At 43.4% G+C, this 26,372-nt stretch carries 25 protein-coding genes, 5 tRNA genes and 1 riboswitch; of the genes, 26 read left to right on the top strand and 4 right to left on the bottom strand.

The features are described 5' to 3' along the window. Positions 1–38 precede the first annotated feature (38 nt). Positions 39–1,931 carry a phosphomethylpyrimidine synthase ThiC gene (gene thiC / locus ACSC9N_RS15895; RefSeq protein ID WP_010325711.1) on the bottom strand — a complete coding sequence of 631 codons (1,893 nt, stop codon included), beginning with the start codon at positions 1,929–1,931 and terminating at the stop codon, positions 39–41. Between the two features lie 144 nt (positions 1,932–2,075). Beyond that, positions 2,076–2,203, bottom strand: a riboswitch (TPP riboswitch). Between the two features lie 68 nt (positions 2,204–2,271). Next, on the bottom strand, positions 2,272–3,324 hold the full coding sequence (locus ACSC9N_RS15890; protein WP_010325712.1) for a hypothetical protein: 1,053 nt from the start codon (positions 3,322–3,324) through the stop codon (positions 2,272–2,274). Positions 3,325–3,604: 280 nt separating this feature from the next. Between ACSC9N_RS15890 and ACSC9N_RS15885 the strand changes: the two genes are divergently transcribed. Together ACSC9N_RS15885 and phoU are read left to right on the top strand one after the other, a co-directional pair. Further along, positions 3,605–4,933, top strand: a complete 1,329-nt coding sequence (locus ACSC9N_RS15885) for a TolC family outer membrane protein (protein WP_010325713.1) — start codon at positions 3,605–3,607, stop codon at positions 4,931–4,933. A gap of 89 nt (positions 4,934–5,022) precedes the next feature. Then, positions 5,023–5,739 carry a phosphate signaling complex protein PhoU gene (gene phoU, locus ACSC9N_RS15880; protein WP_004692799.1) on the top strand — a complete coding sequence of 239 codons (717 nt, stop codon included), beginning with the start codon at positions 5,023–5,025 and terminating at the stop codon, positions 5,737–5,739. A gap of 404 nt (positions 5,740–6,143) precedes the next feature. On the opposite strand, the gene ACSC9N_RS15875 is transcribed toward phoU, so the two are convergent. Together ACSC9N_RS15875 and argH are read right to left on the bottom strand one after the other, a co-directional pair. Next, a complete protein-coding gene (locus ACSC9N_RS15875) occupies positions 6,144–6,416 on the bottom strand; it encodes an oxidative damage protection protein (protein ID WP_010325715.1) in 273 nt (90 codons plus the stop codon). A gap of 12 nt (positions 6,417–6,428) precedes the next feature. Then, positions 6,429–7,862, bottom strand: coding sequence for an argininosuccinate lyase (gene argH / locus ACSC9N_RS15870; protein ID WP_010325716.1), 1,434 nt, complete (start codon positions 7,860–7,862; stop codon positions 6,429–6,431). Between argH and ACSC9N_RS15865 the strand changes: the two genes are divergently transcribed. The 24 genes from ACSC9N_RS15865 (at position 7,853) to rplA (ending at position 26,188) form a co-directional block, all read left to right on the top strand. Further along, complete coding sequence (locus ACSC9N_RS15865) at positions 7,853–9,007, top strand: sensor histidine kinase (protein WP_029574923.1); 1,155 nt, start codon at positions 7,853–7,855, stop codon at positions 9,005–9,007. The two genes, argH and ACSC9N_RS15865, sit on opposite strands and share 10 nt — an antisense overlap. Before the next feature lie 51 nt (positions 9,008–9,058). Continuing rightward, a complete protein-coding gene (locus tag ACSC9N_RS15860) occupies positions 9,059–9,799 on the top strand; it encodes a LytR/AlgR family response regulator transcription factor (protein ID WP_010325718.1) in 741 nt (246 codons plus the stop codon). A 120-nt stretch (positions 9,800–9,919) separates the two neighbouring features. Further along, complete coding sequence (gene hemC / locus ACSC9N_RS15855; RefSeq protein WP_010325719.1) at positions 9,920–10,840, top strand: hydroxymethylbilane synthase; 921 nt, start codon at positions 9,920–9,922, stop codon at positions 10,838–10,840. A 12-nt stretch (positions 10,841–10,852) separates the two neighbouring features. Beyond that, positions 10,853–11,632, top strand: coding sequence for a uroporphyrinogen-III synthase (locus ACSC9N_RS15850; RefSeq protein ID WP_010325720.1), 780 nt, complete (start codon positions 10,853–10,855; stop codon positions 11,630–11,632). Then, a complete protein-coding gene (locus ACSC9N_RS15845) occupies positions 11,629–12,471 on the top strand; it encodes a hypothetical protein (RefSeq protein ID WP_010325721.1) in 843 nt (280 codons plus the stop codon). Before ACSC9N_RS15850 ends, ACSC9N_RS15845 begins: the two co-directional genes overlap by 4 nt. 4 nt (positions 12,472–12,475) lie before the next feature. After that, positions 12,476–13,669: a hypothetical protein gene (locus tag ACSC9N_RS15840; RefSeq protein ID WP_058952363.1), complete on the top strand. Its 1,194-nt coding sequence runs from the start codon at positions 12,476–12,478 to the stop codon at positions 13,667–13,669. Between the two features lie 7 nt (positions 13,670–13,676). After that, positions 13,677–14,105 carry an acyl-CoA thioesterase gene (locus ACSC9N_RS15835; protein WP_010325723.1) on the top strand — a complete coding sequence of 143 codons (429 nt, stop codon included), beginning with the start codon at positions 13,677–13,679 and terminating at the stop codon, positions 14,103–14,105. Between the two features lie 151 nt (positions 14,106–14,256). Then, on the top strand, positions 14,257–14,580 hold the full coding sequence (locus tag ACSC9N_RS15830) for an H-NS histone family protein (RefSeq protein WP_004692786.1): 324 nt from the start codon (positions 14,257–14,259) through the stop codon (positions 14,578–14,580). A 197-nt stretch (positions 14,581–14,777) separates the two neighbouring features. Continuing rightward, entirely contained in the window at positions 14,778–15,488 is a 711-nt protein-coding gene (gspN, locus tag ACSC9N_RS15825) for a type II secretion system protein N (RefSeq protein ID WP_010325724.1), read from the top strand. Continuing rightward, the gene (locus ACSC9N_RS15820) at positions 15,488–16,312 is read left to right on the top strand and encodes a type II secretion system protein N (RefSeq protein ID WP_010325725.1); all 825 of its coding nucleotides are present in this window, start codon (positions 15,488–15,490) and stop codon (positions 16,310–16,312) included. The genes gspN and ACSC9N_RS15820 overlap by 1 nt, the downstream gene beginning before the upstream one ends. A 39-nt stretch (positions 16,313–16,351) precedes the next feature. Beyond that, the gene (gspD, locus tag ACSC9N_RS15815; RefSeq protein ID WP_010325726.1) at positions 16,352–18,712 is read left to right on the top strand and encodes a type II secretion system secretin GspD; all 2,361 of its coding nucleotides are present in this window, start codon (positions 16,352–16,354) and stop codon (positions 18,710–18,712) included. 87 nt (positions 18,713–18,799) lie between these two features. Next, on the top strand, positions 18,800–19,543 hold the full coding sequence (locus ACSC9N_RS15810; protein ID WP_010325727.1) for an FHA domain-containing protein: 744 nt from the start codon (positions 18,800–18,802) through the stop codon (positions 19,541–19,543). Between the two features lie 85 nt (positions 19,544–19,628). Beyond that, positions 19,629–20,297, top strand: a complete 669-nt coding sequence (locus ACSC9N_RS15805; protein WP_010325728.1) for an HAD-IA family hydrolase — start codon at positions 19,629–19,631, stop codon at positions 20,295–20,297. Between the two features lie 111 nt (positions 20,298–20,408). Then, positions 20,409–21,902, top strand: a complete 1,494-nt coding sequence (trpE, locus tag ACSC9N_RS15800; RefSeq protein WP_010325729.1) for an anthranilate synthase component I — start codon at positions 20,409–20,411, stop codon at positions 21,900–21,902. 98 nt (positions 21,903–22,000) lie between these two features. After that, positions 22,001–22,076, top strand: a tRNA-Thr gene (locus ACSC9N_RS15795). A 54-nt stretch (positions 22,077–22,130) separates the two neighbouring features. Further along, a tRNA-Tyr gene (locus ACSC9N_RS15790) sits at positions 22,131–22,214 on the top strand. 41 nt (positions 22,215–22,255) lie between these two features. Further along, a tRNA-Gly gene (locus tag ACSC9N_RS15785) sits at positions 22,256–22,331 on the top strand. Positions 22,332–22,348: 17 nt separating this feature from the next. Beyond that, positions 22,349–22,423: transfer RNA gene (locus ACSC9N_RS15780), tRNA-Thr, on the top strand. A 146-nt stretch (positions 22,424–22,569) separates the two neighbouring features. After that, positions 22,570–23,760, top strand: coding sequence for an elongation factor Tu (gene tuf, locus ACSC9N_RS15775; RefSeq protein WP_010325730.1), 1,191 nt, complete (start codon positions 22,570–22,572; stop codon positions 23,758–23,760). A gap of 48 nt (positions 23,761–23,808) precedes the next feature. Next, positions 23,809–23,884 (top strand) — tRNA-Trp (locus ACSC9N_RS15770). Positions 23,885–23,960: 76 nt separating this feature from the next. Continuing rightward, positions 23,961–24,401, top strand: a complete 441-nt coding sequence (gene secE / locus ACSC9N_RS15765) for a preprotein translocase subunit SecE (RefSeq protein WP_004692774.1) — start codon at positions 23,961–23,963, stop codon at positions 24,399–24,401. Between the two features lie 7 nt (positions 24,402–24,408). Next, positions 24,409–24,942, top strand: coding sequence for a transcription termination/antitermination protein NusG (gene nusG / locus ACSC9N_RS15760; protein ID WP_004692772.1), 534 nt, complete (start codon positions 24,409–24,411; stop codon positions 24,940–24,942). Positions 24,943–25,060: 118 nt separating this feature from the next. After that, positions 25,061–25,489 (top strand): 50S ribosomal protein L11, encoded by a 429-nt coding sequence (rplK, locus tag ACSC9N_RS15755; protein ID WP_004668262.1) that lies wholly within the window; start codon positions 25,061–25,063, stop codon positions 25,487–25,489. A 3-nt stretch (positions 25,490–25,492) separates the two neighbouring features. After that, positions 25,493–26,188, top strand: coding sequence for a 50S ribosomal protein L1 (gene rplA / locus ACSC9N_RS15750; protein WP_010325731.1), 696 nt, complete (start codon positions 25,493–25,495; stop codon positions 26,186–26,188). Positions 26,189–26,372 lie beyond the last annotated feature (184 nt).

The following is a 26,372-nucleotide window of genomic DNA, read 5'->3' as shown; positions in this document are numbered from 1 at the left end:
ACTGAGAATCGCATGATTACAAAAGGTTTTTTATCAGCTTACACTTTTTGGTACAAGTTTTGTCCGCTTGCATGGAATTGTTTTTTCATGCTATCGAGACCGGTTTCGACCTCTTCTTGCTGAATTTTATTCAGTGCAGCGTTTTGCTGGTTTTGTGCATAATCACGCACGTTTTGTGTGATTTTCATCGAGCAAAACTTGGGACCGCACATCGAACAGAAGTGCGCAGACTTGTGCGCTTCCTTCGGCATGGTTTCATCATGCATGCTACGCGCCGTGTCTGGATCAAGGCTGAGATTAAACTGATCTTCCCAGCGGAATTCAAAACGTGCTTTAGACAGAGCATTGTCACGAACTTGCGCACCCGGATGACCTTTGGCCAAATCTGCCGCATGTGCTGCAATTTTATAGGTGATGATGCCATCTTTGACGTCTTTCTTGTTCGGCAGGCCCAAGTGTTCTTTTGGCGTGACATAGCACAACATGGCAGTCCCATACCAACCAATCATCGCCGCACCAATCGCAGAAGTAATATGGTCATAACCCGGTGCAATATCGGTGGTTAATGGCCCTAAAGTGTAGAAGGGCGCTTCTTGGCAGACTTCAAGTTGTAGATCCATATTTTCTTTGATCATATGCATAGGCACATGCCCTGGACCTTCAATCATCACTTGCACATCATGTTTCCATGCACGATGGGTCAACTCACCTAAAGTGCGTAATTCAGAGAACTGTGCTTCGTCATTGGCATCTTGGATACACCCTGGACGTAGGCCATCGCCGAGGCTGAATGACACATCATAGGCTTTCATGATTTCGCAGATTTCATCGAAATGCGTATAGAGGAAGTTTTCTTGATGATGGGCCAAACACCACTGTGCCATGATCGAACCGCCACGAGACACGATACCAGTGAGGCGATTCGCCGTCATTGGAACATAACGTAATAAGACGCCTGCATGGATGGTGAAATAGTCTACGCCTTGCTCCGCTTGTTCGATCAGCGTGTCTTTGAAGATTTCCCACGTCAGGTCTTCAGCCACCCCATCAACTTTTTCTAAAGCTTGATAGATAGGTACGGTACCAATCGGAACAGGTGAGTTACGGATAATCCACTCACGCGTTTCATGGATGTTCTTCCCTGTGGAGAGGTCCATGATGGTGTCTGCACCCCAACGAGTTGCCCACGTCATTTTTGCGACTTCTTCATCGATTGAAGAGCCTAGAGCCGAGTTACCAATATTGGCATTGATTTTCACCAAGAAGTTTCGGCCAATGATCATGGGTTCAATTTCAGGGTGGTTAATATTGGCAGGAATAATGGCACGCCCTTCAGCCACTTCTTTGCGCACAAATTCAGGCGTGATTTCCATCAGGTTATGCGCACCAAAGTTTTGCCCCGCGTGTTGACGTGCATCGACCCCTTCACGTTGACGCTGATTTTCACGAATAGCGATGTATTCCATTTCAGGAGTAATGATGCCTTGTTTGGCATAATGCATCTGCGTGACATTGTGACCTGCTTTGGCGCGACGTGGTTTCTGGATGTGAGCAAAACGAATATCAGCGGTACGTATATCTCGTAAACGTTCTTGACCAAAGCTTGAGCTCAGGCTATCTAACATTTCGGTATCGTTGCGCTCTTCAATCCAATTTTCGCGAACATTCGGTAGACCTTTGTTCAGATCAATACTGACATTGGTATCGGTATACACACCAGAGGTGTCATACACCATCACTGGTGGATTATACTCACCGCCTAAGCCTGTTGGGGTTTCGGTCAGTTCAATCTCACGCATGGGGACTTGAATGTCTGGGCGTGAACCTTGGATATAAACTTTTTTAGAGGCAGGCAAGATACGGGTCAGATCTTTGGCATCTTGTTCATGTTGTGCTGAAATTTCAGCGGAAAGATTCGTTAACTGGTTCATTGCAATGATCCTTATGAATGACATCAACGAATCAAGCACGACCAAAAACGATGGCAATTGAAGCTATTTCTGTGTGTTGTTAATTTGATGATACAAATGCAACGGATGTATTTCTACTGGAAATAGTTCAATGAAAGGCGTTCAGTTTTTAGATGGCTTGATTCCTACGCAGGTCTTAACCTGATCAGGTTCAACGGTACTCAGCTTCAAAACTTTATTGAAAAGTCTTAGCTGATCTCAGCGAGCAATTACTCGCGCTCCGTCAAGCGATGCATCATCTTAACATGCAATGTTGTTAAAAACAGCGACCTTTTTATTCAAAGTGTGAAAGGAGATATGTTCAACGTTCTAAGCAAATGGCATCGCTTAAGCAGTCTTTGCCTTGATCGGGTTGGACCATGCGCAATTGGATAAAATGCGCCAATTGTCTTTGTAAGAGTTGATCTGCACCTAGGCGCTGCGCATGGGCGGAAGCAGGCAAGATGATTTGAGCCGCTCTTTGTTCAGGGCTGAGTTTCACGAACTTTAAAAATAAGCGCGCTTGATCCGTCACACTTGAATTTTTTAATTCGGCTAGGTGCTCAATTTCTTCCAAATAATTGCTTTGCACGGTATAGCCGTCGTAAATGCGTTGAGCATCCAGTCCGATAAACAAGAGGGTGCTATATAGGTTCAACAGATGACGTGCATCTTGGTGGTAGCTACTTTTTGGGTATTGCTGTAAATAACTTTCCCAATACAGCGCACGATCCACAATTTCTTTGGCATCAATTTTGACCTGACTTCCAATCACGGCAGGGTATTGATTCTGTGTTGCCAGATGTTCAATAAACTCTTGCTCTGCGACAGGGAGATAAGGCGCAAAAATTTTGGCTAAATATTCAGGGCTACGGCGGTAATGCACTTGTCCTTCGCCTGCATCAAACAGCTCGACATAAGACTGCCCTTGGTGTTTGATGAGGTATTGGTCGCGAATGGTGAGTTGCTCAAAAAGACTTTGTTGAATGGTCGGATGTTGAGCCATTTCTAGGGCATAGCTTTCAAAAGCGCGCTGCTGTTGCGGCGTACGTTCAACCGATAAAAAGTCATGGTACATTTTATTGGATAAACCCAATAAATGCTTTTGTTGTTGAAAGCCGAGTAAAGGTAAACACAGCTTAAGATCTTGATTGATTTGCTCTAGAGCAAAAGTCGTACGTTGTGCATCTATTTCCGACATGTTTTTATCAATTTTTTGGCACAAGTCGGTTAAGTCCAAGGTTTGAGTCGAAGATGCTTCTATTTGTGCGGGCTCTTGAAAGCTGACAGGTTCAGGTTTCTGACAGGCAGCCAACAGCGCACACATAAAAATCAGTGCGTAAGGTTTAAGCGAAAATAAAGAAGAATGATTCACAGCGACTCGATCAAAAAACTCAGTTCAGCGACAACACAGTAGAGAAACTCCTTTTCTCCGTGGCTCATTTTATAGGGGGAATGGAATTTTTAATGTGTAGTATTGTGAATGAGTTTGTTGAACGGGCTATGACACTATTCAATATTTACTTCATAATGAACAGATTAGTGCGCGCTATTGTAACCAGTGCAATAAAAAATATACGAAAATAATGACAACTCGTTTTAGTATAGCGTTGCTTAGAACGAGGCCAGTGAGGCGGAAAGGTGGACCAAAAACAATGAAGATTAAATGTGTTCTGGCCAGCTGTGTGTTGTTTTTCGCGCCGTGGAGTCATGCCTTGGATTTGGTCGACGCATTACAACGCGCCAAAGTCAATGATCCTAACTGGCAAGCCAATTTACTCCAATATGAAGCAGATCAACTCAATTTAGGCATTGCTCAAGGTAACTTACTACCTACTATTAGTCTGTCTGGCAATGTGACTCGAAAAAATCAACCCATTGGGCAGGTGAGTTCGGTTCTTTCCATGCCCGATACGACCATCACCAAACAAGTGGCGATTACGGCGCGCCAACCCCTTTTTCGTTGGGATGCGTGGGAAGGATTGAAACAAGTCAAGACCTCCCTCAGTTTAAGTGAAGTCAATTTACAGCTACAGCGTCAGCAGCACATTTTAGCGGTGACGGAAGCCTATTTTAATGTACTGCGCCAACAAAGTTTAACCGCAGCCAATTTACAAGAAGAACAAGCCTTACTTGAACAACTGAATATGATGAATGCCAAACTCAGAGAGGGTTTGGTAGCAAAAAGTGATGTGAGTGAAGCTAATGCACAGTACCAAAGCGCACAAGCTAACCGCATTGCGACGCATGTACAACTGGTCTTGGCGCAGGAACAACTGGCGCAAATGATCGGGCCTTATCAAGAAAACTTGGCAGTGTTGCGAGAAGACTTTCAGTTTCAAAAGCCTTATCCAGCAGAGCTTTCGGCATGGACTAATTTGGCTCTCGCACAGAACTTAGGCATTCAGCAGGCACGCTTGCAACAGCGCTATGCTGAAGATCAAAAACGGGTTGAACAAGCTGCGTTGTATCCGCAAATTGAAGCTGTGGGAAGCTATGGTTATAGTGAGCAGACGCCTGAGAATATTATGTCGACCAAAGGCAACTTTGATCAGATTGGTATTGAGATGAATTGGAATGTCTATACGGGGGGGCGAACCAAGAAGTCGATTCAAAAAGCCGCTGTTAACGTCAAAAAATCTGAAGCCGAATTGGATGCCGCTATCCGTAAAGCCAACACCGAGGTGAAAAAGTCTTATTTGCAAGTGGAAACAGACCAAGCCAAGTTGCAAGCACGTAAAGCTGCTATGGAGTCATCCAGCCTCGTCTCTCGTGCCTCCCAAGCGCAGTATCAAGAGGGCTTAAAAACCATGGTCGATGTTTTGCTGGCACAGCGCAATGCCTTTTCGGCCAAGCAAGATTATGTCAATACCAAGTATGACTATCTGATCAATGTCTTGCATTTAAAGGCATCTGTGGGTAAGTTGACTGAACAAGATATTCAAGAAATGAATGCATGGTTGGTGGACAAAGCACGCTTATAAAAGGGTCTTGTCATCAAATCTTCACAATTGCTATGCTTTAATATCGCTCAATCTTTAGTCCCTCATGATGTTGCTGTGGAGTGCGTCCTTTGCCAAATAGTCCTGTTTTAAACCATCACATTTCTTCGCAGTTCAATGAAGATTTGCAGGATGTGAACACTAAATTTATGACCATGGGTGGTTTGGTAGAGCAACAAGTGGCAAATGCAATTCATGCGCTACTCGACACCGATGCCAACTTAGCGGTCGATGTTCAGTTTAAAGACAATGCGGTGAATCAGCTCGAACGTGAAATTGATGAAGCTTTGACCTTGATTTTGGCGCGTCGTCATCCTGCTGCGATTGATTTGCGTATGGTGATTGCGATGTCGAAAGCCAATACCGACCTAGAGCGTATTGGTGATGAAGCTGCGAAAATTGCTCGTATTGCGCAAAGCTTATGTGAAGATGGTGAATCCCCTCGCGGTTATATGGAAACGCGTCATATTGGTAACCAAGTCCGTGTCATGATTCATGATGCCCTAGATGCTTTTGCACGTTTAGATGCAGAACAAGCGCTACGTGTGATGATGGCCGATGCTGATATTGACCGTGAATATCAGTCTGCAACACGTACTTTAATGACTTATATGATTGAAGACCCACGTCATATTGCCCGTGTGATTAATGTGATGTGGGTATTGCGTTCATTGGAGCGGATTGGCGATCATGCGCGTAATATCTCTGAGCAAGTGATTTACATGGTGAAAGGTTTAGATGTGCGTCATACCAGTTTTGAAGAGGTTGAAAAACATATCCAAAAATAAAAAATAGCGTATCTTATTTTTCAAGCACAACTTCGGTTGTGCTTTTTAATGGTTGTTTAATTTTTAGATAAAAAAAATCTCAGACTTTGGGGGAAATCTGAGACTAAAATCGGGGATATTTATCGTTATAGATAAGAGGTTTCCCTCTATCCTTGAATGTTATTATAGGAAAGATGTTTTTCTGCGTCATGTAGGTTCTTGTAGTGTAATGTTGAGTTTTGCAATGGTTGTGTAGCGCTATGTTTACACTTAATTATTTGGATACAAATAATCTCTTTATAACGTCATTGGGTCATCAATATTTCATCTATTTGGGGTTTGGTTAGACCTGTGCTTAGATAGAACATTGTATGAATAAAAAGAAAAGCCCCGATGTCGGAGCTTTTCAAATGTGCAACGCTTTATCACACCTCAGGCTTTAAGCCTTCTGCTTTTTCTAAGCTTTCATCATTGTTAAAGAACTTCTCACGTTGTTCTTCAAGAAACTTTTTCGCATCAGGTTCAAATACATTTAAGCGTTTTTCATTGATTAAAGTGGTTTGGTGCTTTAACCATTCTCCCCAAGCTTGCTTGGAGATGCTTTCAAAAAGTTCTTGGCCTTTTGCACCAGGAAACGGTGCAAAGTCTAAACCTTCCATTTCTGTTTGATATTTACGGCAAAAAACTTGTCGAGTCATATCTAGACGTCCTTATTGAGCATAAAGTTTTTCTAAACGTGCATGGGCACGTTCAATGGCAGCTTCTACTTGCGCAGGTGCAGTTCCACCAATGTGGTTACGTGCATTGACTGACGCTTCAAGGGTCAGCGCTTTTTCAAACACATCCGCTTGAATTAAATCAGAAAACTGTTGAAGTTGTTCTAAAGTTAATTCAGAAAGATCTTTTGACTCTTGAACACCTAAAGCAACGGCTTTACCCACAATTTCATGTGCATCACGGAAAGCCACGCCATTTTTTACAAGGTAATCAGCCAAGTCTGTTGCGGTTGAGAAACCACGCAGCGCTGCTTCACGCATGATGTCAATGTTTGGCACCAAAGCAGGAATCATGTCTGCAAAAGCCATGAGCGAGCCACGCACGGTATCGATCGCATCAAACAACGGTTCTTTGTCTTCTTGGTTGTCTTTGTTATACGCCAACGGTTGACCTTTCATGAGTGTTAACAAGCTCATCAGGTCGCCATAGACACGACCTGTTTTACCGCGCACTAATTCGGGCACATCTGGATTTTTCTTTTGTGGCATGATTGAAGAGCCAGTACAGAAACGGTCCGGAATGTTTACAAACTTAAACTGTGCAGACGTCCAAAGAATCAGTTCTTCTGACATACGTGATAAGTGCATCATGATCAGCGAAGCCGCAGCATTGAATTCAATACCGAAGTCACGGTCAGATACTGCATCAAGCGAGTTTTCAGAAACAGCTTCAAAACCCAGTAACTCTGCTGTAAATGCGCGGTCGATGGGGTAAGTGGTACCTGCCAGTGCTGCTGAACCTAAAGGCATACGGTTAGTACGTTTACGACAGTCAATGAGGCGCTCAGAGTCACGCACTAACATTTCAAACCATGCTAGTAGGTGGTGACCAAAAGTCACAGGCTGTGCTGTTTGTAAGTGGGTGAAGCCCGGCATAATGGTGTGCGTGTTTTGAGCAGCAATACTCAAAATACCTTTTTGTAATTTTTTTAGTAATTCTAAAATGGCATCGATCTCATCGCGGACATAGAGGCGAATATCGGTTGCCACTTGGTCATTACGGCTACGACCGGTGTGGAGCTTTTTACCTGTGATGCCAATCCGTTGAGTCAAACGTGACTCAATGTTCATGTGCACATCTTCTAGGTCAATACGCCATTCGAACTGACCCGCTTCGATTTCAGTTTGAATGGTGTTTAAGCCATTGATGATGTCATCGCGTTCTTGTTCAGTCAGAACGCCAACTTTTGCAAGCATGGTCGCATGAGCAATAGAACCTGCAATATCTTGTTTATAAAAGCGTTGGTCAAATTGTACAGATGCTGTAAATTCAGCAACAAAGGCATCAGTAGCTTCAGAGAAACGACCGCCCCACATACCCGAAGTTTGGGCTTGTGACGGATTTGAGGAATTAGAAGATGTGGTCATGTCGGCTCAATAAGATAAAAAGCGGTAGAACTCGCATGAGTATAACAAATTCAAGACAACTTGCCGAAGTTCAAGATGCGCAAAGTTTAACTTCCAGCATGGCTAAGCCAAATATCTCTTATTTATTTAGCAAAATCGTGCAATGGCCGCATTTGTTGGAATTATTTGTTGGGGGAAATTTGTTGGCCATGCTGTTGGCTTTGGCCGAGGCACAGTCTTGGTCAAACTTGGTGTTTGAGCATGTACTCGGTTATATGCTTTACATTAATTGGGTTTTACTGTCTTTTGCTGCGCTAATGCAATATGGACAAAAAAAGTTACAAGATTTGAGTCTGGGTATGACTTTATTGTCAGGCTTTTTTCTATTGCAGATCATTGTGTTGGTGACCACGCTCAGCCTTAATATACTGATCTTCTTTGGAGCTAATTTTAGTTTCAAAGGTTTGACTTCAGCCATCTTATGGAATGATGTGGCTTTGCATTTGGGTTATGGCTTGTTGTTAGGCAGCTTTTGTTTTCGTTATTTGTACCTAAGAGAGCAATGGTTTAGGCAGCAAAACAGTGAGCTGAATGCACGGGTACAGGCGATGCAAGCCCGTATCCACCCGCATTTTTTGTTTAATAGTTTAAATAATGTGATTAGCTTGATCGCGATTGATCCAGATAAAGCCGAACAGATGTTGCTCAATCTATCGCGTCTGTTTAGAGCCAGTTTCCAAGAACTCAAACTGGTCAAGCTCAGTGATGAAATTGAGTTGTGTCAGCGTTATTTGGCGATTGAGCAAATTCGCTTGGGAGATCGTTTACAGGTTGAATGGAAAATCGAGCATGCCGAATTGTGTAAGCAGGTACAAATTCCACTCTTAACTTTACAACCTTTACTTGAAAATAGTATTTTTCATGGTGTTGAAAAATTTTTAACTAAGAGTACGATAAGTGTACTGATTGAAATATTGCAAAATCAAGTTAATATCGTCATAACCAACCCATTTACAAAGGAAACAATTCATAAACGACAAGGACATGGTATTGCCATTGAAAATGTGAAGCAGCGTCTAGAAGCATATTTTGGGCGAACTGTGAGCTTTCAAACCTATGCAGGGGAGGGAATGTATACCACTGTTGTGCAGTATCAATATAAATAAGCCGCAGTGAACCTATAAAAATAAACAAGGTGACTGTTGGGGAGGAGATAAATGGACATCCTAATTTGTGATGATGAGCCTTTAGCAATCGAACGTTTGTCTAGATTGGTGAGTCAGCTCGGACATCAAGTGGTGGCAATAGCCTCACATGGTCAACAAGCAATTGAATTAACTCAACAATATGAACCAGATGTGGTGCTTTTAGATATTCAGATGCCAGAAATGGATGGTTTGACCTGTGCGCATTATTTGCGACAACTTGAGCCGATGCCTGCTTTGGTGTTTTGTACAGCTTATGATGAACATGCGCTCGATGCATTTAAGTCACATGCTGAAGGTTATTTATTAAAACCAGTGATGCAACAGGAATTGCAACAGGTGCTTGGTCACCTCACTAAATTAACCCAAGCTCAAATGAGCGAGATAAAACAAAAAGAAAATATGGACGAATTTAACGTAAAGCGACATCAAATCGCAGCGAAAACCTATCGTGGTGTGGAATTGGTGCCCATTGAAAATATTTATTATTTTTTGGCGGATCAAAAATATGTCACGGTACGCCATAAAAATGGCAGTGTCTTAATTGATGAAACCTTAAAAGACTTAGAGCATGAGTTTGGGGATGCCTTTATTCGTATCCACCGTAATGCTTTGGTTTCTGTTCATTTTTTAGAAGGACTTGAAGTGGTCAACTCTGGGCAGTATCAAGTGCGTTGCCGTGAGTTAGATGAGCGTCTAGCGGTGAGTCGACGACATTTGCCGGGCTTGCGTGAGCGCTTACATAGGCTTTAGCAGGCTAATGTAATTATTCTGCTGCTGATGATGAGATGGGACGCTTTGGGCTGAATACATTTCCAATGGGGGAAATTCAGTTTAAGATAGTTTCATTCTTATTGGCACATACTAAAATTTATGAAAACCCTAAAGATCGCTACTCGACAAAGCCCGCTTGCTCTTTGGCAAGCTGAACATATCCGTGCTCGTTTAGAAGCATTGCATGCGGGGCTCACAGTAGAGTTGGTGACTTTTGTTACCCAAGGGGACAAAATTTTAGATACACCATTGGCAAAAATTGGTGGCAAAGGTTTATTTGTCAAAGAGCTTGAAGCGGCTTTGTTGGATGGTCGTGCCGATTTGGCAGTGCATTCAATGAAAGATGTTCCGATGGCTCTGCCAGAGGGGTTATCACTGGCCGTGATTTGTGAGCGTGAAGATCCTTTAGATGCTTTTGTGTCGAATAGTTATGCGAATTTTGATGCATTGCCACAAGGGGCGAAGGTCGGCACTTCGAGTTTACGCCGTAAATGCCAAATTTTAAAACTACGACCTGACTTAGAGATTATCGATTTACGTGGCAACGTAGGAACGCGTTTATCTAAATTAGATGCGGGTCAGTACGATGCCATTATTTTGGCCAGTGCGGGATTAAAACGCTTGGGGTTGGCAGAACGTATTCGTCATACCATTCGACCTGAGTTGAGTTTACCTGCCGTGGGTCAGGGCGCTTTAGGGCTAGAGTGCCGTGCAAATGATCAAGCGGTATTGGATTTGATTCATCCTTTATTACATGTAGAAACCGATACCTGTGTTCGCGCTGAACGTGCTTTCAATGCTTATCTTGAAGGTGGATGTCAGGTACCCATTGCAGGCTATGCCACGTTAGCAGACAACATCATCCAGATCGAAGGGCGTGTGGGGAGTGTCGATGGGCAAACGCTCCTCAAAGCACAAGTGGCGGGTGATGCCGCTGAAGCTGAACATTTGGGGGTTGTCCTTGCACAAGAGTTATTGGCTCAAGGTGCAGGTGATTTACTCAAAGCCTTTTATCACTAATATTGCTTAACGATGCTGTTTATTAATACGCGCCCTATTGATCGCGCGGCAAGCCTCACGATGGCACTAGAGCAACAGGCTGTTGAGGTCTATCCATTGCCGTTACTGGAGTTGTTGCCTAGAGCATGGAGTCATGACCTAGAGCGCTTGTATCAGCAGCTAGTGTACACCCAAGTGATTGTGGTGGTCAGCCCTAGTGCTGTGCAGTTTGGTATGGCACATTTGCTGCAAAGCGGTTTAACGGTGTCTGATTTACAGCATATTCAATGGATTGCAGTCGGACAAAAAACAGCACAGGCTTTGGCCGAATATGGTTTGGGCAGTGTGGTGCCTGAGGTAGAAACCTCTGAAGGGATGTTACAACTGCCTGTTTTGCAGAACTTGGCCAGTGATGCGAGTATTGCATTTTGGCGAGGAGAAGGTGGGCGTCAGTTTATGATGGACACCTTAATGCAACACGGGCGTCTTATACTGAACTTTGTTTTGTATGAGCGTCGCTGTCCAAATGAAACGATGCAGCAACAGGCTGAATTAATTCAATGTTTATCAGAACATAATCACTACGTCGCACTGATCAGCAGTGAGGCCAGTTGGCTGAATTGGTTAGCTCTGCTGGACTCAAATATTCAGCTTCTGCAACAAGGACACTTTTTGGTGTTGGGTGAGCGTTTGGCACAGATCTTGAAGCAGTATCAACAGCAAATGCATGTGCCGTTTAAAATGAGTGTACTGAAAGATTTAAAGACAGCCACGATTGTACAGTTGTTACAAAGTGAGCAAGGGAACGCATGAAGAAGATTCTTATCATTGTATTGATGGCTGCATTGGCGTGGATTGCGAAGCTAAGTTATGACGTGTGGGGGCTGAGTACACAACAAGCTACTTTGCTCAATGAAATGCACCAAATCGAACAGCGCAGCGCCAATTTGAACGATCAAGTCGTGGCTATGCAGCGTCAAAAAGAAACTTTGAAACAAGACCCAACAGCAGCGAATGTGACGAGTAGCCAACCTGCCGAATTGGTGGTTGAGGGCATTGATCCAATTTTGTTTATTAAGCAACAACTGGACTTGGTTGAGTTTGCCTTAAAGCAACAGCAGTATGTGGTGGCCACCGATAAGTTAGCTTTTTTAGATATGCAGCTGGAAAAATATAACTTGGCTGTGGCGTTGAAGCAAAGTTTGCATCAGGTCATAGCGCGAGATATGCAAACCATTCATAAGTTTGTGGCTGAGCGCAAGGAGCAGCAAGCGCTGATTAATCGTCAGCTGCAACAGATTGATCAGGCCTTAAATCGAGAAATACAACAACCTCAGTTAAACACCACGCGCGATAGGTCTGAATCCTTTTGGAAGCAATGGTTTAGACTAGAATCTGCGCAAGCACCTGCAACAGCGTTAATGCAACGAAAAATCGTGCTTAAAGAAGCTCAGTTACGTTTATTGTTAGCACGCCAAGCCTTAGCTGCAGGGCAATATACCGAATATCAAAAAGACTTAACCGAAGTGATGCTGTTGATCCAACAACTTCCAGACCCTAAAGCCAAAGAGCTGCTGAAACAGCTGAATAAGCTGAAAACATTGGTGGTTGTCCCAACGCCTATTTTAACTACGCGTGCGTTGTTGGGGTAATGGAATGAAACAAATACTGATTGCTTATGGCTTGGTAAGTTTAATTGCAATTGCCGCGTTGAGTGTCTTGAGTTATGGACATGGTGCGGGTTATGTCTATGTGTTTTGGCATGACTGGCAGTTACAAACCAATCTCTGGATCGTATTTATTGCTCTAGCACTGCTCAGTTTTAGCTTACATTTGGTTTGGTTGGGGCTAAAACGATATCTCAGTCGAGAAAAACGCAAAGCGGGAACTGTTTTTGATTTTAAAAGTTTGCATCCTTATGAACAACTGGCTGTGATTTGGTTGTTGGATGCAGGCCGAGATCAACAAGCCTTTATTCAAAATGCCTTCGCGCAGTCAGGCTTGCTCAAAAGTATTATCGATGCACGTTTATATTTGATGCAGGAGCAGTTCCCTGAAGCCTTAAGCGCCTTGAGCCAAAGCAATGCCATGGCCTTTGAGTTGGCTGAACTGCAACGTATTGAACTGTTTTTAGCACAAGAAGATGCAGAACAAGCTTTAACTCATCTTGAGTTTCTCAATCAACATGAACTGTCACCTTGGCTTAAAGACGTGCAAACCGCTTATGAAGCGTGTTTAAAAGAGCTATGGGGACGTTTTGCGATTCTGTTTCCATGGCTTTATTTACGCTCAACTCAATATGGTCATTTAGATCAAGATGTGAAAAAAGCATGGCTGAAGCGTTTGTTGATAAAATTTGATCAAGCCAATTATGAAAATTTAGAGGATTTAAAACAACGTTATTTGGACTTGTCTGATCAGATTTTCAGCCGCAGTTATGATGTTCAACTGCTGTGGCTTAAGTTATTAGCACGTATGCCAGACATGAGTGAACAGCACGAACACTTGTCGATTTATTTACTCAATCAGCAGTTTAATTCGGAAGTATTTTATTTGTGGTTCCAGCAGCAACTTTTGAAACAGCAGCCTGATTATGTGGACTTGCAGCAACACATTGAAGCATGGGAAGCAAAGTATACGAGTGTGCCGGTTTTGAGTTTTGCCAAGTGGCATATTTATACTGCTTTAGGTATGCAAGAGCAGGCAGATGCGTTATTAAGTTTATATCCCGATAATGTATTAATGAACTATTTAAGAATCAAATCGACCTTAAATGGTGATGAAGATTTAATTAAACAGTTAAATTTAATTTTTGAAAATAATGCAAATTTTGTAGAAATGAAAATATAGGTGCATAATGCAGAGCGTTTTAGATTACCCATTGGTTTATACTCAACACGTGGCTTGGGGAGATATGGATGCCTTTGGTCATGTTAATAATGTCATGTATTATCGTTATGTTGAAAGTGCGCGTTTGGCTTATATTGAACATACGGGTATTTTATCTGCGGATGTATTGACCGTTGTTGCATCAAATCAGTGCAAATATTTAAAACCAGTATTTTATCCAGATCAATTGAAAATTAGTGCGCGTATTGAAGAACTCAGAAATAGTGCATTTCGTATGCATTATTTATTATGGAGTGAACAGCAACAATCATTCGTTGCGGAAGCAGAAGCGGTCATTGTTTGTGTCGATAAAACCAATATGCAGAAAACATTAATTCCTGAACTGGTGCGTCAAAAACTCAAAGAATTTGAGTTAACGGTCGGTCACCAAATATAAATATCTTTTTATTTATTTTAAAAGTCGCTAGACTATATAAATACTGTCTAAGTATTGTTGTTTAAGTCATGGATGAGTTGAGTCTTTGGTCTAATCAAAATATTATTAAATAGACTCAGTAAATAAAATGTTGGTTAATGGAGTTAATGTAATGCCAGATATTAGTAATTTATCCGTAGAAGAGTTAAAGCGTCTACAAATCGAAGCGGAAGCTTTAATTGCATCTAAAAAAGATCAAGCAATTGAAGATGCTTATACCCAAATTAACGCGATTGCGGAAAATGTAGGCTTAAGCATTGAGCAAATTTTAGAGTTTGGCGCGACTAAGCGTAAAAAAGGCACACGTAAGTCGGTTGAACCGCGTTACCGTAACAAAGGCAATGCTGCTGAGACATGGACTGGCCGTGGTAAGCAACCACGTTGGTTGGTGGCTCAGTTAGAAAAAGGTGCGAAGCTTGAAGATTTTTTAATCTAAGTCATCACCTTGTCACAGATGTGACATAAGCTCAAAAAACCAAGCATTATCTGCTTGGTTTTTTTTATAGTTAAAGTTTGGTGTTGTTGTAAAATTATGCATAATGTCTATCAAAGAAAGACAAGAAATGAAGCAAGGAAGAATAATTGAAAGTTCGTGGTGGGAGAATCACAAAACCTAAATACATCACGTGGTGGATGTTTGCAGTCGTTGCGTTTTTAATTTTTGTTTTGCTGCAAATTCCTGCGGTATGGCTCATTGCAAAATTTTATAAAAACAACCAAGTTTTACATAACGTCAGCGGTAATATTTGGCATGGACAGGCCGATTGGCAAACTGGAAAATTGCGTGGAACTGTGCTGTGGACCACCCGACCTTTAGATTTACTGCTCCTTCGTGCAGGTACGAATCTCGAAATTTATAGTGCCAATACCAAGCTTGAAGGCGTTTTGGCCTATGGGTTTGGAAGAAAAATAATGGTGCGTGATTTAAACGGACAAATTGCACCCGAAACGTTAAAGTCGTTGGCCAATTGGCAATGGCCGAGTAATGCGATTCAGTTACAAAAAATTGATTTTAATTATAAAAAAGAGCAGGGATTTGATCAGGTGGATGGGGGAATACAATGGGCAGGCGGCGAACTCATGTATATCTTTGCGCAGCGCCCACAACAAATGCAGATTCCATCGTTGGCAGGTCGTTTGTCGCAGGAGCAAAATAAGCTGATGGTCGATTTACGCGATCAACGACAACAAAAACTGATGAACCTGACCATCGACCCAAGTCTGATGTTAGATGTGCAATTAACCCAGCGTCTCATGTTGAATGTGCCTTCATATCAAGGTAAAGCAGGCCTAGATAGTTATGTGGTGAGTTCACGTCAGCCTTTACTTAGTGGGGGCTTTTAATGGGTTTTGATCTGCAAAAATTACCAGAGCTAAATCTCAAACAGTTTGAACGTATAGCACCACTGTGCTTAATGCTTTTGATCTTGGCACTATGCTGGAAGTTGGCTGGCTTATTTTGGCTTTGGGTGGCGCCACCACAAGTCATGCAAATGCCACGCGTTGAATTGGGTTCGCAGCAACCTCAAGTTCCGAATATTACCAATTTTGCGTTATTTGCAGAGCAAAGTAAGAATCCCGCAGATGATCAGCTCAATTTACAGCTACAAGGGGTGGTGGTTGGGCAACCCAGTCAGTTCTCATCTGCTGTGATTAAGGCAAATAATGTAGCAGAGCGTTATCGGGTGGGGGAAAACATCGAAGGCAGCGCTTATTATTTGTCAGAGGTGTATTGGGATCGCGCGATTCTCAAAAATAACAGTGGGCAAACCCGAGAATTGTTTTTTCATGGGATTGATAATTTAGATCAGCAAATTGTGCCCCCAGCAACAGCACCCGTTGCAGCGCCTGCTGTGAGTCAAGAGCAGCAAGTATTAGGCCAAGCAGTACAGAACTTACAACAAGATCGTGAGCAATATTTAAAAGATTTGGGTGTAAATACCAGTAATACAGGGCAAGGTTATCAAGTCACTGAGCAAACACCAGCTGCACTGCGAAGCCGTTTAGGCTTGCAGGCAGGGGATCAGATTATGTCTTTAAATGGTCAAACGATCGGACAGGGGCAAAACGACGCGCAGTTGTTAGAACGTGCGCGCCGTGAAGGACAAGTAAAAATAGAAGTGAAACGTGGTGATCGTATCATTACGGTACAACAGAATTTTCAGTGATCGAACATCACCAATATTAGTTAGGAATGACTTGGATTTATGGCTTTATTGAATCACCGCCCTGCTTGGGCACTGACAATCGCAGCGCCTTTGCTTGCCATGGTGAGTACAGCCAGCTATGCACAAACGTGGAAAATTAATCTGCGCGATGCGGACTTAACTGCATTTATTAATGAGGTTGCGGATATTACGGGGAAAAACTTTGCAGTTGATCCACGGGTACGCGGTAATGTCACGGTGATTTCAAACAAAGCGTTGAATAAGCAAGAAGTCTACGACTTGTTCTTAGGAGTCTTGAATGTCAACGGTGTGGTCGCGATTCCTTCTGGTCGGACCATTAAAATTGTGCCTGACAGTAATGTTAAAAGTTCAGGCATTCCCTATGATGTTCGTCACCGTGCCACAGGCGATCAGGTTGTGACGCGGGTGATTTGGCTGGAAAACACCAATGCCAATGACTTGATTCCTGCACTGCGTCCATTGATGCCGCAGTTTGCACATTTATCTGCGGTGAATGGCACCAATGCACTGATTGTGTCTGATCGCGCCAGCAATATTTATCAGCTTGAGACCATCATCCGTAACTTGGATGGGACGGGACAAAATGATATCGAAGCGGTGTCGTTGCAGTCGAGTCAGGCTGAGGAAATGATTGGGTTGTTGGAAAGTATGAGCGGAACAGGCTCGATCAAAGATTTAAAGGGTTCCAGAATACGAATCATTGCAGATAACCGTACCAATCGGATTATTCTAAAAGGGGATACCGCGACGCGTAAACGTATTCGCCAAATGATCGAGATGCTGGATGTACCTGCTGCGGAGCGTCTAGGCGGATTGAAAGTGTTCCGCTTAAAATATGCCAGCGCTAAAAGCTTATCCGAAATTTTACAAGGTTTGGTCTCAGGGCAGGCTGTTAATTCTAGCGAGTCTAACGACAGCAATAACAATGGTAATTCCAGCTATAACCAAAGTAATAGCGCGAGTGAAGGTTCATCTTCACAGATTTCTACCCCAAGTATAAACTTAAACAGCCAGTCCAATCGCAATCAGAACAACATCACCAGCTTTAACAGTAACGGCGTTAGCATTATTGCTGATAGTTCGCAAAATGCATTGGTGGTCAAAGCAGACCCTCAGTTGATGCGTGAAATCGAGTCTGCCATTCAGCAGTTGGATACCCGTCGTCAGCAAGTCCTGATCGAAGCGACTATTCTTGAGGTGGAAGGTAACGATGCCGACCAACTGGGCGTACAATGGGCGATGGGTGATTTAAGTAGTGGTGTTGGGATTATTAATTTTGACAATATTGGTTCGAGTCTCAAAAGTATTGCTGCAAACTATTTAACGGGTGGCGGTGCGGGGGCTGCAAGTGCAATTGGCGCGGGTGGTTCGTTAATCCTTGGGGATTATAAAGAAGGCAGTGATGGCTCGCGTCAGTTATATGGCGCGATGATCCAAGCATTAAAAAGTAATACCAAGTCGAATCTGCTGTCTACACCATCGATTGTCACCATGGACAATGAAGAGGCTTATATCGTCGTGGGGGAAAATGTGCCCTTTGTAACAGGTTCGGTTTCTACCACCTCTTCAGGTACAGCTAACCCCTACACCACCATTGAACGTAAAGATGTGGGTGTAACGCTTAAGGTGGTGCCACATATTGGTGAAGGTGGCACCATCCGCTTAGAAATTGAACAAGAAGTCTCTGATGTCAAAGCCAATAAAGGTCAAGCGCAGGATTTGGTCACTAGTAAGCGTGCGATTAAAACCTCAGTCTTGGCGGAACATGGCAATACCATCGTTTTAGGTGGCTTGATTTCGGATAATACGTCTTATTCACGCCAATCGATTCCAGGTCTTGGTGCAATACCGGGATTGGGGCGTTTGTTCCGCTCAGATGGCAAGTCAGATCAGAAACGCAATTTGTTGGTTTTCATTCATCCGACGATTGTGGGAGATGGGGAGTCTGCACGTCGCCTTTCTCAGCAGCGCTACAGTCAGCTTTATAGTTTGCAGTTGGCCATGGATAAAGATGGTAGCTTTGCCAAGTTGCCTGAAAATGTTGATGATGTCTTCCAACAGCGCTTGCCTGTAACATCAACCAAACCGACCTTGCCACAATCGTATCAACAGGTGCCAAGCAGCCCAACTACAACGCAACCGATGGTTGAAACAACGCCTGTGGCCATTGAACCTGCGATTCGTAAACAGCCGATTGCTAGTGTTCCTAAAAATACCACCTCGCGTCAGTTATACCCAAGGGTTCAGCCCCAGATTGGCTTGAACTTGATGATGCAAAATGTTCAAGGTGCTCGTGTGGCACACATGGCACAGATGGTATCGACAAGCTATTCCATCCCTGAGCGATATACTGAGAATGTCTCGATAGGTTCAGCCTAGCTGTCCTGCCATTCATCTGTGAGGGAAGGTGAAATGGTAAAGAATATTCTCTGTGTTATCATAAATCAGCACATAGAGAGATAAGTCATGACTTGGAAAATACAAGCAATTACTGGCGAATTAACGGGTCAGGAAATTAGCATTGACCGTGATATGTTGGTCGGTCGTCATCAAGCAGCGGATATTTTATTACAACAATCTGAAATTTCGCGTAAACATGCGGCCTTTTTACTGAAAGAACAGGCTTTGTGGCTACAAGACTTGGGTTCTTCAAATGGCACGTATGTGAATGATGTGCAAATTGCGGCAGAAACGTTGTTGAAACAGGGTGATATCGTCCAGTTTGCAAGCTTAAAGTTTTCGGTCTTTGAGCCTGCGAAAGCGTTAGAAGACGTGGTGGAATCGGTAGAGGCTGCAACTTTGGGCGCAGCTGTGGTTGAAACACCGATTAGCCAGCCATCTGAAGCAGTAGCTGCTTCAGAAACGGCTCAAGCGGAAGTGAGTGCTGATACGCCTGTTGTTGAGCCAGAACAGCCGAAAACGGCAGCACAGCATATGAGCGATCAGGGTATGCCTGAGCTAAAAGAACGCGATGGCAATGTGAGTTTAACGCGTGACGGTATGCCGCAAAATGTCGGTATTCCGAAACCCGCTCCTATTCCTGCAGGGGTGGATTTGACTGCGCCTAGCGTGCCTCAGGTTGAGAACAACGAGGCTCCAAAAGTACAGGTTGCACAAGAGGCTGAAACTCATAAAAATGCCTCGCTGGGGTTAATCTCGATTATTGTCTTGATTATTTTAGCGATTATTGCTTGGCTGATGTTCAAATAAAACGCAGATCACACTACAATCAAGGCATGCACAAGCATGCCTTGATTGTTTTTGGGCAGTACATGATAAAAATGGGTGAGGGTGAATGAATATTGCAAATGTGGCACAGCGAGAGGTTTTACTTTTCGATCTAGATGGAACCTTGGTGGATTCAGCAACAGATTTACATCGTGCCATGAATATGAGCCTGAATGCTTTGCAGCTGCCTACCGTTACTGAGGCACAGGTGCGGGTCTGGGTTGGTAAGGGAACAGCGCTGTTTTGTCAAAGTACCTTGCAACATTTAACAGGTAAAGTCGATCCTGCTCAGCAACAACAATTGTTGGAGACGTTTTTAAAAATTTATAATGCCGACCCATGTGTGGAAACTCAGCCTTTCGATGGCATTCTTGAGTTTTTAGAATGGGGCTTGGCGCAAAAGAAAACCATGATTTGCGTGACCAATAAACCTGAAGCGCCTGCACGTGCTATTGTCGATCATTTAGGTATGAATCATTATTTTGCGGATGTCATCGGCGGCGATCGTTTCGAAGAGCGCAAACCTCATCCGCGCCAATTGTTACATTGTGTTGAGCAATATGCACAAAGCAAAGATCAGGTTTTAATGATTGGGGACTCATCCAATGATGTTGAGGCTGCACGCCGTGCGGGTATTGATTGTGTTGTGGTCAGCTATGGCTATAATCATGGTGAAAATATTTTAGACTGTCAGCCACAGCAAGTGGTGGATAATCTGTGTGAACTGATCGGGTAACTTTGTAAACGAAGGAATGAACATGAGTAAACATATGACTTTTCGATGGCGAAACTCAAACCACTAATTTTAAAAACTGATCACGCCATATTGAAAAAATAGAGAACACTCATGACAACGCAAACTCAATTCGATCAACTCAAAACAGCGGGTTATAACCTGATTCCTGTCTATCGTCAGCGCTTAGCCGATACTGAGACTCCATTGTCCGTCTTTGCTCGCCTAAAAGAGCATAAGCAAGCCTATTTGTTTGAATCTGTGGAAGGTGGGGAGAATTGGGCACGCTATTCTATTATTGGTTTAGGTGAATCTACCGTGTTCTCATGCAACGCGGGTGAGCTGACCATTCAACAAGCCGACGGCACCATAGAAAAACAACCTTGTACAGATCCGTTTCAATTCATCCGAGATTTTCAGTCGCAGTATAAAGTACCTACTCAAGCTGATTTACCTGCTCTGCCAAGCTTTACGGGTGGCTTGGTGGGCTACTTTGGTTATGATGCGGTACGTTACATTGAGCCGCGTTTAAATAACGCGCCAGAAGCAGATCCAGTGGGTTTACCTGATATTTGGATGATGTTGTCTAAAACAGTGATTGTGTTTGATAACTTAAAAGATACGCTATTCCTGATCGTGCATGCCGATGTAGTAGATGCGGATGCGTATAACCAAGCTCAGCAGCAACTGGATGCATTGGAAGATTTACTCGCAACGCCCATTAGTCTAAAAGCCACGCCGCATACTGCACCGCATTTTGAGTCACTCACGGGCAAAGCCAAATTCTTAGAATCGATTGAAACGGTGAAAGAGTATATTCGTGCGGGTGATGTGATGCAGGTGGTGCCAGGGCATCGTATGGTCTCTGACTTTGATGGTGAACCTTTACAAGTCTATCGCGCGCTACGTCATTTGAATCCATCGCCTTATTTGTTCTTGGTACAGGGGCAAACTTTGGAAAATAATCAACCTTTTCATATTGTCGGTTCTTCCCCTGAAATTTTATCTCGCCTTGAAAATGGGATTGCAACCGTACGTCCGCTGGCAGGAACGCGTCCACGTGGTAAAACCAAAGAGGAGGATTTAGCGCTTGAACAAGACTTGCTGTCGGATGAAAAAGAGATTGCTGAACATTTAATGCTGATTGACTTGGGGCGAAATGATGTCGGTCGTGTCTCGAAAATTGGCAAAGTGCAAGTGACTGATCAAATGGTGATCGAACGTTATTCGCATGTCATGCATATTGTTTCCAATGTGCAAGGCGAAGTTCGTGATGATGTAGATGCCTTGGATGTTTTTAAAGCAACTTTCCCTGCAGGTACACTTTCAGGTGCGCCAAAAATCCGTGCGATGGAAATTATTGATCAAGTTGAGCCCGTAAAACGTGGAATTTTTGGTGGTGCTGTTGGTTATTTAGGCTGGCATGGCGAAATGGACATGTCGATTGCAATTCGTACCTGTGTGATTCGTGAAAATAAGGTCTATGTTCAGGCAGGAGCGGGGCTTGTTTATGACTCAAATCCTGAATCTGAGTGGAATGAAACCCAAATAAAAGCTCGCGCAGTGATCAAAGCGGTTGAATTATCGTCAAACGGATTGATTTTGTGAGTTTTTGACGTTTTTTTTGAAAAAAACACTTGCAAGGATTTTGAGTTTTGCTAAACTGCACACCGTTCCGATACGAAACGTACGAAACACTAAGAAACGCCGGCATAGCTCAGTTGGTAGAGCAACTGACTTGTAATCAGTAGGTCCACAGTTCGAATCCGTGTGCCGGCACCATCTTAGAGAGTTGAGTAAGTTAAGTAAAGAGCGACACTGAAGTAAGTGTAAAATGGTGAGGTTCCCGAGCGGTCAAAGGGGGCGGACTGTAACTCCGCTACGAAAGTTTCGAAGGTTCGAATCCTTCCCTCACCACCAATTTTAAGACTTCAAGAAAGTGGTCTTTGTACCAACATCGTGCGGGAGTAGCTCAGTTGGTAGAGCGGTAGCCTTCCAAGCTACATGTCGCGAGTTCGACCCTCGTCTCCCGCTCCATTTGAAGTTTTATATTTGCTCTTATAGCTCAGTGGTAGAGCACTCCCTTGGTAAGGGAGAGGTCTCGAGTTCAAATCTCGATAAGAGCTCCAGATTACAGTTTAGTAGAATTTCTACAAATTTTTAAAGAAGCAGGCTTATTAGTCTGCTTTTCAAGTATTTGGTGTTTGATTTTTTAGGCGATGTGTCGATACTGAGTTGTTTATACCTGTGTTCGACGTAAACGAGGAAGATGAACATGGCTAAGGCTAAGTTTGAACGTAATAAGCCACACGTTAACGTGGGCACAATCGGTCACGTTGACCATGGTAAAACAACTTTAACAGCTGCAATTGCAACTGTATGTGCGAAGAAATTCGGTGGCGAAGCGAAAGACTACGCTGCAATTGACTCTGCACCAGAAGAAAAAGCACGTGGTATTACAATTAATACTTCACACGTAGAATACGATTCTCCAACTCGTCACTACGCACACGTAGACTGCCCGGGCCACGCCGATTATGTTAAAAACATGATTACTGGTGCTGCTCAGATGGACGGCGCGATCCTTGTATGTGCAGCGACTGATGGTCCAATGCCACAGACTCGTGAACACATCCTTCTTTCTCGTCAGGTTGGTGTACCTTACATTCTTGTATTCCTTAACAAGTGTGACCTTGTTGATGATGAAGAACTTCTTGAATTAGTAGAAATGGAAGTTCGTGAACTTCTTTCTACTTATGACTTCCCAGGTGATGACACTCCAGTTATCCGTGGTTCAGCTCTTCTTGCACTTAACGGTGACGCTGGTCAGTATGGCGAAGAAGCAGTTGTTGCGCTTGTTGACGCGCTTGACACTTACATTCCAGAGCCAGTACGTGCAATCGACCAAGCATTCTTAATGCCAATCGAAGACGTATTCTCTATTTCTGGTCGTGGTACAGTAGTAACTGGCCGTGTAGAAACTGGTATTGTGAAAGTAGGCGAAGAAGTTGAAATCGTTGGTATCAAAGATACAGTTAAAACAACTGTAACTGGCGTAGAAATGTTCCGTAAACTTCTAGACGAAGGTCGTGCGGGCGAGAACTGTGGTGTTCTTCTACGTGGTACTAAACGTGAAGACGTACAACGTGGTCAAGTACTTGCTAAACCAGGTGCAATCAAGCCGCACACTAAATTCGATGCAGAAGTATACGTACTTTCTAAAGAAGAAGGTGGTCGTCACACTCCATTCCTTAACGGTTACCGTCCACAGTTCTACTTCCGTACAACTGACGTAACTGGCGCGATCAAATTACAAGATGGCGTTGAAATGGTTATGCCTGGTGACAACGTAGAAATGTCAGTAGAATTAATCCACCCAATCGCAATGGACCCAGGTCTACGTTTTGCGATCCGTGAAGGTGGCCGTACAGTTGGTGCTGGTGTAGTTGCTAAAGTAACTGCATAATTATAAAATAAAATTACAAATTGGGGTTTCGACTCCAATTTGTTTTGCAGGTCAGTAGTTCAATTGGTAGAGCGTCGGTCTCCAAAACCGAATGTTGGGGGTTCGAGTCCCTCCTGGCCTGCCAACTTTTTTATAAAAGACGCTTGATGTCGGCAAAACTGGTCATATAATAAGTCGCGAAACCTACGACGAGTACAAAAATGTCGAATGAAAAATTACGCGACGCACAAAGCGACGCGGCAATCCCTCAAAGAAATAATTCTGCTGAAGTAGTTAAATCTGGTTCTCCCCTAGACGTCGTCTTATGGATTATCGCATTGATTTTATTAATTGGTGCGACCATGGTGAATCAACACCTACCAGCGTATTGGGCACCAGCCAACGATATCTGGGTGCGCGTTGGGGTAATTTTGGCTTGTATCATCGTGGCATTCGGTTTATTATACGCCACCCATCAAGGCAAAGGCTTTGCTCGTTTGTTGAAAGACTCACGAATTGAGCTGCGTCGAGTGACTTGGCCAACGAAGCAAGAGACCATGACCACATCTTGGCAGGTGCTTGCGGTTGTAGTTGTTGCATCCATTTTATTATGGTGTTTTGACTACATTTTGGGCTGGTTAATGAAGTTTATTATCGGGTAAGAGAGCTATGAAACGTTGGTACATTATTCATGCCTATTCAGGTTATGAAAAACAAGTGATGCGTTCACTTAATGATCGAATCCAGCGTAGCGCTGTAGCCGATAGCTTTGGTGAAGTCCTTGTTCCTACCGAAGAAGTGGTAGAAATGAAGGATGGTAAGAAACGTAAATCTGAACGTAAGTTCTTTCCAGGCTATGTATTGGTCGAAATGGAAATGAATGATGAAACTTGGCACATTGTTAAAGAATGTCCAAAAGTTTTAGGTTTTATTGGTGGTACGGCTGAGAAACCGGCGCCAATTACCCAACGTGAAGCAGATGCGATTCTTGCTCGTGTACGCAATACTGGTGAAGCACCACGTCCGAAGACGATGTTTGAACCAGGCGAAGAATTACTCGTAATTGACGGTCCATTCACAGACTTTAAAGGTGTGGTGGAAGAAGTTCTATACGAAAAGTCACGTTTAACGTTGACCATTAATGTATTTAATCGACCAACTCAGGTTGAGCTGGAATTTCGCCAAGTCGAAAAATCTGTTTAATTGGATGTGGTTGAAAAACGCCTGGCTTATTAATAAGTCAGGCATTGTTGTTGTAACGGTATCGTTACTTAGAAATTGGGGAGCCTTCATCGGCGTTTGTACCCAGAGGTAATTTGAAATGGCTAAGAAGATTGACGGCTATATCAAGCTGCAAGTTCCAGCTGGTAAAGCGAATCCATCTCCACCGATTGGTCCTGCATTGGGTCAACGTGGTGTTAACATCATGGCATTCTGTAAAGAATTCAATGCTGCGACACAAAAACTTGAAGTTGGTTTACCAATTCCAGTCGTGATCACTGTGTACAACGACAAGTCGTTCACATTCATCATGAAAACTCCTCCTGCATCTATTCTTCTTAAGAAAGCTGCTGGTATCCAAAAGGGTTCTGCTGTACCTAACAAAACTAAAGTTGGTAAGTTGACTCGTGCTCAATTGGAAGAAATCGCGACTACTAAAGAACCAGATTTAACTGGTGCTGATTTAGACGCACGTGTTCGTACCATCGCTGGTTCTGCACGTTCTATGGGCTTGGAAGTGGAGCTATAAGACATGGCAAAGTTAACTAAACGTCAAAAAGCCATTGCTGCTGCTATTGAAGCAAACAAAGTTTACACTTTAGAAGAAGCCGTAGCTGTTCTTGCTGGTCTTCCTGCTGCGAAATTCAAAGAATCTTTGGATGTTGCGGTAAACCTAGGTGTTGACCCTCGTAAATCTGACCAAGTTGTTCGTGGCGCGACTACACTTCCTGCAGGTACTGGTAAAACTGTACGTGTAGCTGTGTTTGCTCAAGGCGCTGCTGCTGAAGCTGCTAAAGCTGAAGGTGCGGACGTGGTTGGTTTTGATGACCTTGCTGAAAGCATCCAAGCGGGTAACCTTGACTTTGATGTAGTGATTGCTGCTCCTGATGCAATGCGCGTTGTGGGTAAGTTGGGTACGATTCTTGGTCCACGTGGCTTAATGCCAAACCCTAAAGTGGGTACTGTAACTCCTGACGTAGCTGGTGCAGTTAAAAATGCAAAAGCTGGTCAAGCACGTTACCGTGTAGACAAAGCGGGTATTATCCACGCTGCGATCGGTCAAGTAGATTTCTCTGCTGAAGCTGTTCGTCAAAACGTTGAAACTTTGATTGCAGACTTGAAAAAGTTAAAGCCTGCGACATCTAAAGGTGTATACATCAAAAAGATCACTTTGAGCTCAACTATGGGTCCTGGTCTTGTTGTTGATGTAAACAACGTTTCTAACTAAGTTTAACTTAGACAGAATTTTAAAGCCCTGAGTAATATTTGAAGCACTGCTTCAAATATTACGCAAGAGAAACCGGTTTCGGACTACTTGCAAACTTAGGCAAACTTTGAATTGGTAAATGTAGATTTATCAGCGTCAAAGACCTCAGGCGAGAGTAATTTCGATTACTTTCTTAATTTCCCAG

The organism is Acinetobacter sp. PC34 (assembly GCF_051789135.1).
Classification (GTDB): Bacteria; Pseudomonadota; Gammaproteobacteria; order Pseudomonadales; family Moraxellaceae; genus Acinetobacter; species Acinetobacter johnsonii.
This window is presented reverse-complemented; position numbering and strand designations above follow the sequence as displayed.